This window comes from Mesorhizobium sp. WSM4306, from assembly GCF_007003975.1.
Classification (GTDB): Bacteria; Pseudomonadota; Alphaproteobacteria; order Rhizobiales; family Rhizobiaceae; genus Mesorhizobium.
This window is the reverse complement of record NZ_VFTC01000001.1, coordinates 173,078-186,709: the sequence shown is the minus strand read 5'-3', so window position 1 is coordinate 186,709 and position 13,632 is coordinate 173,078. Positions and strand designations below refer to the sequence as shown.

The window sequence follows — 13,632 nt, the reverse complement described above, 5'->3', positions numbered from 1 at the left end:
ACGAGGGACGGGACAGATGTCGGGACTTCATGCATATCGGGTGACGAAAGGGCTGCGCCCAATGCGGGCGCTTGCGATGGCGGCTTGCCTCGCCGCGGCCGCAATGCTCGGCCTCAGCGCGCCGGCCAGGGCCGACAACGACATCGTCTACGTGTCTTCGACCAAGAATGCGTCGATCAAGGTGGCCAAGGGCAAGCCGAAGACGATCATGACCAATGCCGCCTTCTACCAGATCGTCATCGGCGATCCGGAGATCGCCAACGTCAATCCGCTGACCGACAAATCTTTCTATGTGCTGGGCAACAATCTCGGCACCACCGGCATCGCGCTGTTCGACGAGAACAAGCAGCTGGTCGGCACCGTCGACATCGAGGTGACGCTGGATACCGACCAGCTGGCCAGCACCATTCGCGCCAGCGTGCCGGACGCCAAGATCAAGGTCGGCTCGGCCAACGGCCGCGTCGTGCTGTCGGGCGAGGCGGACGACGCGGTCGCCGCCGAGAAGGCGAGCAAGATCGCCAGCCGCTTCTCCGGCAATGAGGAAGTGATCAATTCGGTCAACATCTCGTCCTCGCAGCAGGTTCAGCTCAACGTCCGCTTCGTCGAGATCAACCGGCAGGCCGGACAGGATCTCGGCGCCAAGTACAGCGCCAATTTCGCTTACGGCCTTGGCGGACGCGACGTCACCATCGAGCCTGGCTCGGTGCCGGCGGCGGGCAATGGCGAGATCATCGGCCGGCTGCTGTCGAACGGCCTGTCGATCGACGTTGCCATCAAGGCGCTGGAGGAGCGCGGCCTTGCCAGGCGGCTGGCCGAGCCGAACCTGATCGCCCGTTCGGGCCAGACGGCAAGCTTCCTCGCCGGCGGCGAGTTCCCGATCCCGGTCTCCGAGGACAATGGCAAGATCTCCGTCAGCTACAAGAAATACGGCGTCAGCCTGGATTTCACGCCGACCGTGCTGAAGGACGGGCTGGTCAGCCTCGACATCGCGCCGGAAGTCTCTTCGATCGATGCCTCGGCCTCCTACAACATCGGTGAGATTTCGGTGCCGGGCTTCATCGTGCGGCGCGCCAGGACGTCGGTCGACCTGAAGAACGGCCAGAGCTTCATGATCGCCGGTCTGCTGCAATCGCAGAACGATATCACCACGTCGCGTCTTCCCGGCCTCGGCAAGCTGCCGGTGCTCGGCTCGCTGTTCTCCTCGAAATCCTATCAGCGGCGCGAGACCGACCTGGTGATTATCGTCACCCCCTATCTGGTCAAGCCGGTCGATCCGTCGAAGAAGTTGCTTGAGCCGACCGACGGCACGCAACCGGCCAGCAATGTCGACTATTTCCTCAACAACACCGAAGAAGTGAAAACGTCCGACGCCAACCGTGCAATGGCAATGGCCAGCGGCAGCACGGCACAGCCGGCGCCGGTCACCACGGTCGGGCATTTCCTCGACCTGCCGAAGGATTGAAGCCATGCGCGTGGGACCATGCATTGCCCTGCTGTTCGCCGGCCTCGCCGGCGGCTGCACCAGCGACGACTATATCCGCAGCGAGGGGCCGACGACGGCCGCCGGCAACGCACAAGCCGCCAATACGGCCATGCAGATGGTCGATCCCTGGAAGTACGGCGTCCAGAACACCAGGCTGCTGGTGCCGGCGCAGCGCAGTGAGGCGGCGGTCAACGCCGCCGATCAGGCGGCTGCCGCCAAGGCCGTGCAACCAACAGCGACAACCGATTGATTTGCCTGGCGATTTGACCGGGAACGACCTGACAGGCTGACAAAATGGCAAGCGGCATCAAGACCAAGAAAATCCTGCTGGTGTCCAGCGACCGGACCTTTGTGCAGGATACGCGCACGGCATTCGCGGCCTCGGAGGTGATCCAGCTTTCGACCGTCGAGAAGAACATTTCCGAACTGCGCGGCGAGGTCCAGGAAGCCGATTTCGGCGCGCTTATCGTCGACATGGATGCGGCAAAGCTGGAAGAGATCGAGTCGCTGCAGCGCATCATGCGCCGGCTCGAAGGCCGGGTTCCGGTCGTCGTCGTCACCCAGGAGTTCAACGCCGCCGCGGTGCGCATCCTGGTGCAGCTCCAGGTCGCCGATTTTTTGGTCAAGCCGATCACCACCGCGGACCTGGTCCGTTCTGTCATCCGTGCGCTGCAAGGCCCGGGGCGCGAGGAAAACACCGAGTCGCAGATCTACACCTTCATGCCGGCTGCCGGCGGCGTCGGCACCACGACGCTGGCGCTGCAGACCGCCTTCCAGCTGCATCATTCGGTGACGCGCGGCGCGTCGACCTGCGTGGTCGACCTCAATTTCCAGCAGGGCGCCTGCGCCGAATATCTCGACCTTGAGCCGCGCTTCGACATCACCGAAATCGAGAACCAGCCCGAGCGCCTCGACCGGCAGCTGCTGGATGTGATGCTGTCCAAGCATGCCAGCGGGCTCTGCGTGCTGGCCGCACCCACGCATCCATCGGAAATGCGGTCGTTCAAGACCGATGTCGTGGTGCGCATGCTTGATCTCGTCTCGGCCTATTTCGACAATGTCGTCATCGACATGCCGCGCACCTGGTTTCCGTGGACGGAGACGGTGCTGCTCGGCTCCAACAAGCTCTACATCGTCGCCGAAATGACGGTGCCGTGCCTGCGTCACACACAACGGCTGATCCAGGCGGTCTACGAGACGGCCGGCAAGGAAGTGAAGCCGAATGTCATCGTCAACCGGTTCGAGCAGAAGATGTTCGACAACGGCATCAAGCAGGCGGATGTCCAGGAAATCCTCGGCGAGCATTTCGTCGGCGGCATCTCCAACAATTATCGGCTGGTGCGCGAAGCGGTCGATCGCGGCGTGCCGCTGCACGAGATCGACCCGAACGCCAATGTCGTCAACGATCTGAAGAAGATCATCCTGCCGGAGGAAGCCGTGGCGACGCCGGAGAAATCGCGCTCGCTGTTCGGTATCGGCAGGGGCCTCCTGAAGAGGAAAGCCGGATGACCAGCCGCTTCTCGACCCTGCAAAACCGTGACGTCCGCCCGCTGAAGCCGGCCGATGCGGCGCCGGTTGCACACCACGCCGTGGTCATTCCGACGATCCGCAAGGCCTTGCCGCCGAAGCCGGATACGACACCGGGAAAAAGCGCCAACAAGGTGCTCGACGCCCGCGTGCGCATCCACCGTCTGCTGCTCGAGGAAATCAACCTTGTCGCGCTGGAGCGCCTGCCCAAGGAAGAAATGCGCCGGCAGGTGCAGGAATTCGTGTCGGAAAAGACCCGCCAGGAGCGGATGGCGATCAACACCGTCGAGCTCGAGTCGCTGGTCGACGACATCGTCGACGAGATGGTCGGCCTCGGTCCGCTGGAGCCGCTGCTCAAGGACCCCGACATCAACGACATCCTGATCAACGGCCACCAGAACTGCTTCGTCGAAAAACGCGGCAAGCTGCAGCAGGTCCACATCCCGTTCAAGGATGAGGCGCACCTGTTGCGCATCATCAACAAGATCGTCGCCGCCGTTGGTCGCCGGGTCGACGAATCGCAGCCGATGGTCGATGCCCGCATGCTCGACGGCTCACGCTTCAACGCAGCCATTCGGCCGGTGGGCGTCGACGGGCCGCTGGTGTCGATCCGCAAGTTTTCCAAGAACAAGCTCGGCCTGCACAAACTGGTTGAGTTCGGCGCCATCACCCAGAACATGGCCGAGGTGCTGGCCGCCGCCGTGCATGCCCGCAAGACGACCATCATCTCCGGCGGTACCGGCACCGGCAAGACGACGATGCTCAACGCGCTGTCGGCCTTCATTCCGGAAGACGAGCGGCTGATCACCATCGAGGACGCGGCCGAACTGCAATTGCAGCAGCCGCATGTCGCGCGCATGGAAACGCGCCCCGCCAACATCGAAGGTCATGGCGAGCTGAAACAGCGCGATCTGGTCAAGAACGCGCTGCGTATGCGCCCCGACCGCGTCATCCTCGGCGAGTGCCGCGGCGAGGAGGCCTTCGACATGCTGCAGGCGATGAACACGGGCCATGAAGGTTCGATGGCGACCATCCACGCCAACACGCCGCGCGACGCCATTTCACGTCTCGAGCAGATGCTGGGCATGACCGGCATGCCGATGACGGTGCAGTCGATCCGCAGCCAGATCGCCAGCGCGCTCGACCTTATCGTCCAGCTGACGCGCCTGTCCGACGGCAAGCGCAAGGTTACCAGCGTCGCCGAGGTGACCGGCATGGAAGGCGACGTGATCCAGATGCAGGAGATATTCCGCTTCGTGCGCACTGGCATGGAAGCCGACGGCACCATCCTCGGTCACTACGAGGCGACCGGCATTCGCCCGCGCTTTCTTGAGGATCTGCGCAATATGGGCATCGAATTCCCCGGTAAATATTTCGAACCCGGCCGACCGCAGGAGTAGGCTTGTGTTCGAGAGTTTCAGCCCGATCTATGTCGTCTATGCCGCGGCAGCGCTGACCGGCATCATGATCGCCGAAGGCTGTTATCTGCTTTATGCCGGCCGTAGCGACAAGCGCCTGGCCATCAACCGGCGCATGAAGCTGCAGGAAAACAAGATCAGCCAGGAACAGGTGCTGATCCAGCTGCGCAAGGAGCGCGGCCTGGACGCCGGCACCTCGCTGTTCTCGCCCGATCGTTTTCGCGCCTTGCGCACGCAGTCGGGCATGGTGATGCCGTTGCCGAAATTCCTGATGATCACGACGGGCGTGGCGCTGGCGATGATGCTCACCGCGCTCTGGTACGGTCTGCCGCTGCTGCTCGCCATCTTGCTGTTTGTGATGCTCGCGCCACTGCTGCCGGTGCTGGTGCTGCGTGCCAAGCGCAGCCGCCGGGTCAAGCGGTTCGGCGTGCAACTGCCGGAAGCGCTGGAGTTGATCACGCGCGGCCTTAAAGCCGGGCATCCGGTTCCGGTGGCGATCTCCATGGTGTCGCGCGAGATGCCCGATCCGATCGGCACAGAGTTCGGCGTTATCTCCGACGAGGTAACCTATGGTTCCGACCTGGTCTCGGCGTTGAACTCACTGTTCGACCGGGTCGGCCAGGAGGATCTGCCGCTGTTCGTTACGGCGGTGTCGATCCAGACGAGTTCGGGCGGCAATCTGCGCGAGATCCTCGATGGGCTGTCGACGACCATCCGCGAGCGCGGCAAGCTGCGCCGCAAGGTGCGCGCCATTTCGACGGAAGGCCGTATGTCGGCCTACATCCTGACGGCGGTTCCGGCGCTGCTGTTCGCCGCAATCATGGTGCTGATGCCGCAATTTTACAGCCAGGTCTGGGATGTGCCGAAGACCTGGTACCTGCTGGGCGGCTCGGTGACATGGCTGATGCTGGGCAACATCATCATGTTCAAGATGTCGAACTTCCGGTTCTGAGATGGAACAGGTGATCCAGTTCCTCGCCTCGCTGGCGCCGACCTCGATGATGCCGGTGGCCGCGCTGCTCCTGGCATTGGGCGGCGGCGCGGTGGCATGGCCGCTGGTGTTGGCCAAAGGCGACCGCAACGATCTCAAGCGCCGGCTCAAGGTCGACGACAGGAAGGCTCCCGAACAGCTCGAGGCGGCGCCGAAGAAGAGCCAGAGCGTCGTGCGCGAGAAGGCGGTGAAGCGGGCGCAGGAATTCTACGCCAAGAGCGATCCGGAAAATGTCGCCCGGCTGCGCATGAAGCTGATCCAGGCGGGCTACATGGAGCCGCGCGCAGTCGGCACGTTCTTCCTGATCCGCTTCGCCTGCCTCGTGGGCGCAGCGATCGGCGCGTTCCTGGTCAACCAATGGATGGCCAGCGCCGATTCCACCGCGACCAGCCGCTGGGCCTTCATCATCCTGTCGGGAGCCGCCGGCTATTTCGCGCCCGGCCTGGTGCTCAGCCAGAAGGTGCGGGAAAAGATGCGCGAATACCGTAACGGCTTTCCCGACTTCATGGATTTGATGATCGTCTGTTCCGATGCCGGCATGAGCATGGAAGCCGGCATCGAGCGCGTCTCGAAGGAACTGGCCAAGACCTATCCGTCGCTCAGCCAGAACTTGCAGTTGGTGTCGCTGGAACTGAGGGCTGGCCGCAGCCTCGACGATGCCTTGAAGGCGCTCGCCGACCGCCTCAGCCTTGACGAGGTGCGCTCCTTCGCCACGCTCCTGCAGCAGTCCAAGGAACTCGGCACCAGCCTCGCCGGGGCGCTGCGTGTGTTCTCCGACGAAATGCGCCACAAGCGCATGTCGCTGGCCGAGGAAAAGGCGCATGCCTTGCCGGCCAAGATGTCGGTGCCGGTGGTGGTGTGCATCCTGCCGGTTGTGCTGATGATCGCCGTCATTCCGATCATCGTCAAAATGACGGCGGTTCAATAGATACCAAGAGGGCTGCCGGGCGGCTTTCTGCGGTTACTCACTTCAACTACGCTCTGCCTGGATTTCGCAACCCGGCCAATCTGGTCGCTTTGTGACCTTCCTCGTCTCAGGCCAAATCCAAAAATGAGTGAGAAGCCCATGCGAACGCTGTTGAGCACCATCTTCCTTGGCCTCGCCGCCATCAGCTTGTCGCCCGCCCGAGCCGCGGTCACTGATTGCGGCGATGCTGCCGCTTTGGTGCAGCAGGCCTATCCCAAGGCCCGAAAGAGCGCAGACGGCGCCTCGTTCACGCTCGAACCCCGTACCAGCATCGCCCTGACGCTCCCGGATACGCCGTTTGGTCTGGTCTGCAAGATATGGCCTGCCCATGACGACCTGCTGTTGGTCGCAGTGCCGCTGATCGACAGGGACCAATCCCGCGACGACCGACATATCGGCGATATCGAGCTTCTGGTCGTCGACAGGAACAGCCTGCAGGTGCGCCAGCGCCTGCTGCAGCCCGAGCTCATGAATGACGATGCCATAGCTATCCGCGACATCGAATTCGATACCGGCCGCTATGAGCTGGCGCCCAAAGTCACGGCCTTCGGCCTGCGCATCGACATGGCAAACAATTCGCAGCCCAATCCCTTCAGAGAAACCGACTTGCGGCTCTATGCCCTTGACGGCGATGCCTTGTGGACGGTGCTCGACGGCCTCGCCGTGGCCGGCTTTGGCGGCGAAGGCGATACCAATTGCGCCGGATCTTTTTATTCCAGCCAAGTCAGCCTGGCGATGAGCCCGGCGAGCCACCACGGCTATCACGACATCACCGTGGTCGAGCAGATGGATACCGACCAACCTTCTCCCGACAAGAATGGCGAGTGCCAGTCCCACCCGGGCAAAGCAGTGAAGCGGACCTACCGGCTGCGCTACGACGGCAGCCGCTATCAGTTCCCGGCGGGGCTCAAGGCCCTGGAGCCAGACTAGCCCTCGGCTGGTTAATGGACGGTGTGCCGGAAACCAAATTTTCAGCGCATTTCAGCACCGAAGCTTAATCGCTCTCCTGTACAAATGATCCTCAGAGAACGACCCGGTAAATCGGGCGATTGGGGCAGGGGCATGCGTCACAGAAGTTTCACGGCAATGGCCGCGCTAGCGGCCGTCTTGGCGGTCAGCGGTTGTACGACTGAGAACGTCGACAAGACCAAGACCACATCGATCCAACCGGCGGCAAATGACGTCAGCACGTCCGACCTGGCGCAAGGCAAGGCGCAGTTCCGCGACGCCAATTACGGTCTTGCCGAACAGCATTTCCGCAAGGCCGTGGAGCTGAAGGCCGACAGTGCCGAGGGATGGATGGGGCTGGCTGCCTCCTATGATGAGCTCGGTCGCTTCGACTTCGCCGACCGCGCCTATGACCAGCTGTTGAAGGTTGCCGGGCGCAAGCCGCAGATCGTCAACAATATGGGCTATTCGCAACTGCTGCGCGGGAACAAGAAGAGGGCGAGGGCCTTGCTCATGGAAGCCAGGGCGGGCATGGCCGACCCGACCGTGGTCAACGCCAATCTGGCGCTGCTGAACAAGGGGTGAGGCTCCGCAACCGGGGTTTGCGGTATCGGCCGCGATCCATCGACGGTTTGTAAACCCTGTCGGAAAGTTGCACTGGAAGCCTGGCCAAAAACGGTATCTCGACGCGACCGCTCGCCTATGATGCGGCACAACCGACGATCCTGAAGGCTGTCGTTCAACCCATGCTTGATTTCAGTTCGCTCCTGCTGGCAGCTGCGCTATCGGGCACATGCCTGAGCATTACCATGTTTGGGATCTGGTTCACGGCGCCGCGCGCGCGCTTCGTGTTGACGGTAGCGTGCGGCATTCTGGTGCTTGTGGCCCACGTCATCGTCTTCTGGCGCTACACCAGGCAGCCCAGCCCCTTGCTTTGCCAGTCGGCGCTGGCGCTGCTCAGCCTTGGTTTCATGACCCTCTCGCTTTCGGCCATGCAGTATCTCGACGCACGCAATTACAGTCGCGCCGTCCTGCCGACCCTGCTTGCGATGGCTGTCTGCGCCGGTGTGACCTATCTCGGTTTCGACGGTGTCGGCTTCATCCTCACCTACACGACGGCAACAGTGCTGCTCGCCTCGATCGGGGTGATGTTCTGGATCAAGGGCGGTCATGATCGCGGCATTCTGCTGGTGGTTTCGGCCTTGAGCGGTGTCTGCGGGCTGTCCTTCGGGCTCTGCGGCGCGGTGCTACTGGTCAAGGGCCAGTGGGTGCTTGGCGTCGCGCCCGACAATTGGGCCGAGCGGCTGAATTCCGTCGTCGCGGTAGCCTGCATGACGGCGCTCGGCGCGCTGACGCTGTCGCTGCACCATTTGCAGGCGCAGATCGAGTTGAAGGCCGAAACCTTGACCGACCCGCTGACCGGTCTGATGAACCGGCGGGCTTTGAATTCACTCTATGGCGAGCGCGTCTTCGGACCGTTCATGTCGGTCGCTATGTTCGACCTCGATCATTTCAAGCGGACCAACGATGTCTATGGCCATCCGGTCGGTGACCGGGTGCTGTGCCGCTTCGCCGCAATCATCAAGAAGTATGACAGGGCCGGCGTCCACGCCTTCCGGCTGGGCGGCGAGGAGTTCGCGCTGGTCATATCGCGGATGACTGAAAACAAGGCCTACGATCTCGCCAGCAAGATCGGCGTCGCCTTCGGTACGGAAGTGGTGCCGACACCGCGCGGTCCGCTGCGCAGCAGTGTCAGCGGCGGCATCGGCTTCGGCGCGGAGGGCGGCAGCAGCCTCGACGAGGTGCTGGCCGAGGCCGACAAGGCGCTCTACGCGGCCAAGCACGCCGGGCGAAACCGCGTGCTTGTCCACGACCCTAACAGCAAGGCCGACGGGCCGGCCTTGCGTTCTGCCTGACAGGCCAGAGTGTTACTCGGCGGCGCCGAGATATTCCGAGAGCGGCGGGCAGGAGCAGACGAGGTTGCGGTCGCCGGCGACATTGTCGATGCGCGACACTGGCGGCCAGTACTTGGCTGATGTATCGGCGTCTCCGGCAGGGTAGGCCGCTTCCAGCCGTGAATAAGGATGCGTCCACTGGCCGGCAAGCGTTTCGGTCGCCGTGTGCGGCGCGTTGACCAGCGGGTTGTCCTCGAGCGGCCATTCACCCTTCGCCACCTTGGCGGCTTCGCCAGCGATGGCGATCATTGCCTCGCAGAACCGGTCGAGCTCGCGCTTGGGCTCGGACTCGGTTGGCTCGACCATCAGCGTGCCGGCGACCGGGAACGACATGGTCGGCGCATGGAAACCGTAGTCGATCAGGCGCTTGGCGATGTCGTCGACACTGATGCCGGCGCTTTCCTTGAGCACGCGGGTGTCGAGGATGCATTCATGCGCGATGCGATCGTGCCTGCCCTTATAGAGAAGCGGGAAGTACGGCGCGAGCCGCGTCGCCACATAGTTGGCCGAGATGATCGCCGTCTCCGTCGCCTGCTTCAGGCCGGCGGCGCCCATCATGCGGATATACATCCAGGTGATCGGCAGGATGGAAGCGCTGCCGAACGGGGCAGCCGACACGGCATGCGCCGAGCCTTCGGTGACATGACCCGGCAGATAGGGTTTTAGATGCGCCCTGACGCCAATCGGGCCGACACCCGGACCGCCGCCGCCATGCGGAATGCAGAAGGTCTTGTGCAGATTCATATGGCAGACATCGGCGCCGATGTCGGCGGGCCGCGCCAGGGCGACCAGCGCGTTGAGGTTGGCGCCGTCGAAATAGACCTGGCCGCCATGCTCATGGATCAGGGCGCAGAGGTGGCGCGCGCCTTCTTCGTAGACGCCGTGCGTCGAAGGATAGGTGAACATCAGCGCTGCGAGATTCTTCGAATGCTCGTTGGCCTTGGCCCGCATATCGTCCATGTCGATGTTGCCGTCCTCAAGGCAACGCACGACGACGACGCTCATGCCGGCCATGGCCGCACTCGCCGGATTGGTGCCATGCGCGGAGGAGGGGATCAGGCAGATGGTGCGATGGCCTTCACCGCGCGCGCGGTGATAGGCGCGGATGGCGAGCAGGCCGGCATATTCGCCCTGGCTGCCGGCATTGGGCTGCAGGCTGACGGCGTCGAAGCCGGTGATCTCCGACAGCCAGCCCTCGAGTTCGCCGACCATGGCGCGATAGCCGGCCGTATGGCTGACCGGCGCGAAGGGATGCAGATTGGCGACGCTCGGCCAACTCACCGGCATCATTTCGGCCGCCGCGTTGAGCTTCATGGTGCAGGAGCCCAGTGGGATCATGGTGCGGTCGAGCGCCAGATCCTTGTCGGCCAGCCGGCGCAGCAAGCGCATCATGTCGGTCTCGGAGTGGTTCTCGCGGAAGACCGGCTGGGTCAAAAACTCCTTGCCGCGCGGCTTGCCGGGCATCGCGCCGGCTTCGGCGGTGCCTGGCTTGGCGCCGAATACGGCGGCGATAGCTTCCAGATCTGCCTCGGTCGAGGTTTCGTCGAAGGCGATGCTCACGCGGTCGGCATCGATAACACGCAGCAACCGGCCACCCTTTTCAGCGGCAGCCGCAATCGAAGCAGCCTTGCCTTTCACTTCGGCCGTCACCGTGTCGAAACGGTGTAAGCCGAGCACCGAAACGCCTGATGCCTTCAGGCCTGCCGCGAGGCGATTGGCGAACTCATGGATGCGCGCAGCAATTGCCTGCAGCCCGGCGGGGCCATGCCAGATCGCATAGGCCGTCGCCATGTTGGCGAGCAGCGCCTGCGCGGTGCAGATGTTGGAGGTCGCCTTGTCGCGGCGGATGTGCTGTTCGCGCGTCTGCAGCGCCAACCGGTAGCCGGGACGGCCCTTGCTGTCGGTGGACTGGCCGACGAGGCGGCCGGGCATCAGCCGGGTCAGTTTGTCGGAGACGGCGCAATAGGCGGCGTGAGGGCCGCCAAAGCCCATCGGCACGCCAAAGCGCTGCATCGGGCCGACGGCGATGTCGGCGCCGAGCTTGGCCGGGGCATCGGTCAGCGTGAGCGCGAGCGGATCGGCGATGAAGACGACGACCGCACCGGTGGCGCGGGCCTTGTCGATCGCCGCCTTGTGGTCGCCATAGACGCCAAACGTATCCGGCCAGGAGACCAGCAGCGCAGCGGTGTTGTCGTCGATGGTCTCGCCATCGACCTCGATGCCGAGCGGCTCGGCGCGGGTGCGCACGACGTCCAGCGTCTGCGGGTGCGGCGTGCCGGCCAGCGCCACCTTGGTGCGCTTGTCGCGGTGATAGCGCAGCGCGATGCCGACCGCTTCGGCGACTGCGGTCGCTTCATCGAGCAGCGAGGCCGATGCCACCGGCAGGCCGGTCAGTTCGGTGACCAGGGTCTGGAAATTGAACAGCATTTCCAGGCGGCCCTGGCTGATCTCGGCCTGGTAGGGCGTGTAGGCGGTGTACCAGGCCGGGTTCTCGAACAGGTTGCGCTGGATGACCGGCGGCACATGGACGCCGTGATAGCCGGCGCCGATGAAGCTCTTCAGCACCGTGTTCTTCGCCATGGTCGCGGACAATTCGGCCAGGGCTTCGGCTTCGCTGGCCGGTGCGGGCAGGGTCAGCGGCAGGTCGAGGCGGATCGACTGCGGCACGGCCTGGCTGATCAGCGTCTCGACGGAGGGAACGCCGATCACGGCAAGCATGGCTCTGACATCATTGACATCAGGGCCGATATGGCGGGCCGAGAAGGGGATAAGTGCTGCGGTCATGGCAATAGGTCCTGATATCAACCGATATGGGCTTTGTAGGCGGCCTCATCCATGAGGCCGGCGAGCTGGCTTTCGTCGGCGAGCTTCATCTTCCACAGCCAGCCGTCGCCGGTCGCTGCCGAGTTGACCAGCGACGGGTCGGACGACAGCGCGCCGTTGGCGTCGGTGATCTCGCCGTCGACCGGCGCATAGACGTCGGAGGCCGCCTTGACGGATTCGACGACCACGGCGGTATCTCCCTTGCTAAGCTTCGTGCCGACTTGCGGCAATTCGACGAAGACGAGATCGCCAAGCTGTTCCTGCGCATAGTCGGTGATCCCGACGGTGGCGATGCCGCTCTCGACGCTCAGCCATTCGTGATCTTGTGTGAAATAGGTTTTTGCCATCGGGATTTATCCTTTGCGGTAGCGATGAGGAGTGAAGGGCAAGGAACTGATATCGATCGGGATTTTCGTCCCGCGAACGTCGGCGAAGAGTTTTGTCCCTGGCTTGGCCAGGGGAGTTGACGCGTATCCCATGGCGACGGGGTGGCCGGCCGAAGGGCCGAAGCCGCCTGATGTGACATGGCCGGCCGGATTGCCGTCGGCGTCGAACAGGGCAGCGCCGGCGCGCACCGGCTGGCGGCCTTCCGGCTTCAGGCCGACGCGCTTTTGCGCCGCGCCACGCTCTAGGATCGCCCGCAAGGCGTCGGCACCGATGAAGGATCCGCTGGCACGGAGATCCTTGGGGATCGCCCACATCAGGCCGGCACTGGCCGGATCGACTTCCGGCGTAATGTCCTGGCCATGCAGGCAGAGCCCGGCCTCCAGCCGCAGCGAGTCGCGGGCGGCAAGGCCGATCCACAGCACACGCTCATCTTCGAGCAATTTTGCGACCAGAGTCCGCGCATCCGCTTCCGGCAGGCCGATCTCGAATCCGTCCTCGCCGGTGTAACCGGAGCGGCTCATGAACCAGTTCTGCTTCGGCTCGATGCCGTGCATGAACAGCAGCGAGCCGGTCTCGATGCCGGCGCGGGACAGAGCGGCCCAGGCTTCGGGCCCCTGGATGGCGAGAAAGACGCGGTCAAGCGCCTCGACCTTCACATCGAAATCCGCGGCCAGCGCGCGCAAATGCTTCTCGTCCTCGACAGCATTGCCGGCGTTGGCGACCACCATGAACCTGGTATCGCCGAGCCGGGTGACGATCAGGTCATCGATGATCCCGGCGGCTTCGTTGAGGAAAAAGGTGTATTTGGACTGCGAAATCCCGAGCGCGCCGGCATCGAGCGGGCAGGCGCGGTTCAAGAGCGCGACAACGCCCGGGCCGCTGACTTCGAACAGCTTCATATGCGAAATGTCAAACAGGCCGGCATGTTCGCGGGTGTGGAGGTGCTCCTTCATGACGCCGGCCGGATAGGTCAGCGGCATCGACCAGCCGGCAAAGGCGCCAAAGCGCGCGCCGACGGCGGTGTGCAGGTCCTCGAGGGGAAGGTGTTTGGTATCGTCGCCCGTCATGTCATCTCCAGAGTCGCACGCAATCGGCCGCTGCTGGCGACCAGTCCGTGCCCCTCTGTCTGAAGC

Annotated in this window: 12 protein-coding genes; 9 read left to right on the top strand and 3 right to left on the bottom strand. The window is 63.7% G+C overall.

What is annotated here, in order from left to right:
- Positions 1-61: 61 nt before the first annotated feature.
- The 9 genes from FJV77_RS01010 to FJV77_RS00970 all read left to right on the top strand — a co-directional run bounded on the left by FJV77_RS01010 (position 62) and on the right by FJV77_RS00970 (position 9,250).
- Positions 62-1,462: a type II and III secretion system protein family protein gene (locus FJV77_RS01010; protein ID WP_246691102.1), complete on the top strand. Its 1,401-nt coding sequence runs from the start codon at positions 62-64 to the stop codon at positions 1,460-1,462.
- A 4-nt stretch (positions 1,463-1,466) separates the two neighbouring features.
- Positions 1,467-1,733, top strand: coding sequence for a hypothetical protein (locus FJV77_RS01005; RefSeq protein WP_142865012.1), 267 nt, complete (start codon positions 1,467-1,469; stop codon positions 1,731-1,733).
- Positions 1,734-1,777: 44 nt separating this feature from the next.
- Entirely contained in the window at positions 1,778-2,992 is a 1,215-nt protein-coding gene (locus FJV77_RS01000; RefSeq protein ID WP_142865011.1) for a response regulator/pilus assembly protein, read from the top strand.
- The gene (locus FJV77_RS00995; protein WP_112564632.1) at positions 2,989-4,410 is read left to right on the top strand and encodes a CpaF family protein; all 1,422 of its coding nucleotides are present in this window, start codon (positions 2,989-2,991) and stop codon (positions 4,408-4,410) included. Before FJV77_RS01000 ends, FJV77_RS00995 begins: the two co-directional genes overlap by 4 nt.
- Before the next feature lie 4 nt (positions 4,411-4,414).
- On the top strand, positions 4,415-5,380 hold the full coding sequence (locus FJV77_RS00990) for a type II secretion system F family protein (RefSeq protein WP_142865010.1): 966 nt from the start codon (positions 4,415-4,417) through the stop codon (positions 5,378-5,380).
- A gap of 1 nt (position 5,381) precedes the next feature.
- Positions 5,382-6,347, top strand: a complete 966-nt coding sequence (locus tag FJV77_RS00985; protein ID WP_142865009.1) for a type II secretion system F family protein — start codon at positions 5,382-5,384, stop codon at positions 6,345-6,347.
- A 138-nt stretch (positions 6,348-6,485) separates the two neighbouring features.
- Positions 6,486-7,316 carry a hypothetical protein gene (locus FJV77_RS00980; RefSeq protein WP_142865008.1) on the top strand — a complete coding sequence of 277 codons (831 nt, stop codon included), beginning with the start codon at positions 6,486-6,488 and terminating at the stop codon, positions 7,314-7,316.
- Between the two features lie 132 nt (positions 7,317-7,448).
- Positions 7,449-7,919, top strand: a complete 471-nt coding sequence (locus tag FJV77_RS00975; protein WP_142865007.1) for a hypothetical protein — start codon at positions 7,449-7,451, stop codon at positions 7,917-7,919.
- Between the two features lie 224 nt (positions 7,920-8,143).
- Positions 8,144-9,250 (top strand): diguanylate cyclase, encoded by a 1,107-nt coding sequence (locus FJV77_RS00970; RefSeq protein ID WP_246691101.1) that lies wholly within the window; start codon positions 8,144-8,146, stop codon positions 9,248-9,250.
- A 12-nt stretch (positions 9,251-9,262) separates the two neighbouring features.
- Here FJV77_RS00970 and gcvP read toward each other — a convergent pair whose 3' ends face one another.
- The 3 genes from gcvP to gcvT are packed head-to-tail and all read right to left on the bottom strand — an operon-like array spanning position 9,263 to position 13,566.
- Entirely contained in the window at positions 9,263-12,073 is a 2,811-nt protein-coding gene (gene gcvP / locus FJV77_RS00965) for an aminomethyl-transferring glycine dehydrogenase (protein WP_142865005.1), read from the bottom strand.
- 17 nt (positions 12,074-12,090) lie between these two features.
- Complete coding sequence (gene gcvH, locus FJV77_RS00960) at positions 12,091-12,459, bottom strand: glycine cleavage system protein GcvH (protein WP_142865004.1); 369 nt, start codon at positions 12,457-12,459, stop codon at positions 12,091-12,093.
- 6 nt (positions 12,460-12,465) lie between these two features.
- The gene (gene gcvT, locus FJV77_RS00955; protein WP_142865003.1) at positions 12,466-13,566 is read right to left on the bottom strand and encodes a glycine cleavage system aminomethyltransferase GcvT; all 1,101 of its coding nucleotides are present in this window, start codon (positions 13,564-13,566) and stop codon (positions 12,466-12,468) included.
- Positions 13,567-13,632 lie beyond the last annotated feature (66 nt).

Excerpts from the sequence above, each read along its gene's own strand:
- FJV77_RS00980 (WP_142865008.1), top strand. The coding sequence starts at position 6,486 with ATGCGAACGCTGTTGAGCACCATCTTCCTTGGCCTCGCCGCCATCAGC.
- FJV77_RS01000 (WP_142865011.1), top strand. The coding sequence starts at position 1,778 with ATGGCAAGCGGCATCAAGACCAAGAAAATCCTGCTGGTGTCCAGCGAC.
- FJV77_RS00975 (WP_142865007.1), top strand. The coding sequence starts at position 7,449 with ATGCGTCACAGAAGTTTCACGGCAATGGCCGCGCTAGCGGCCGTCTTG.
- FJV77_RS00970 (WP_246691101.1), top strand. The coding sequence starts at position 8,144 with ATGTTTGGGATCTGGTTCACGGCGCCGCGCGCGCGCTTCGTGTTGACG.
- FJV77_RS01010 (WP_246691102.1), top strand. The coding sequence starts at position 62 with ATGCGGGCGCTTGCGATGGCGGCTTGCCTCGCCGCGGCCGCAATGCTC.
- gcvP (WP_142865005.1), bottom strand. The coding sequence starts at position 12,073 with ATGACCGCAGCACTTATCCCCTTCTCGGCCCGCCATATCGGCCCTGAT.
- FJV77_RS00985 (WP_142865009.1), top strand. The coding sequence starts at position 5,382 with ATGGAACAGGTGATCCAGTTCCTCGCCTCGCTGGCGCCGACCTCGATG.
- FJV77_RS00995 (WP_112564632.1), top strand. The coding sequence starts at position 2,989 with ATGACCAGCCGCTTCTCGACCCTGCAAAACCGTGACGTCCGCCCGCTG.
- FJV77_RS01005 (WP_142865012.1), top strand. The coding sequence starts at position 1,467 with ATGCGCGTGGGACCATGCATTGCCCTGCTGTTCGCCGGCCTCGCCGGC.
- gcvT (WP_142865003.1), bottom strand. The coding sequence starts at position 13,566 with ATGACGGGCGACGATACCAAACACCTTCCCCTCGAGGACCTGCACACC.
- gcvH (WP_142865004.1), bottom strand. The coding sequence starts at position 12,459 with ATGGCAAAAACCTATTTCACACAAGATCACGAATGGCTGAGCGTCGAG.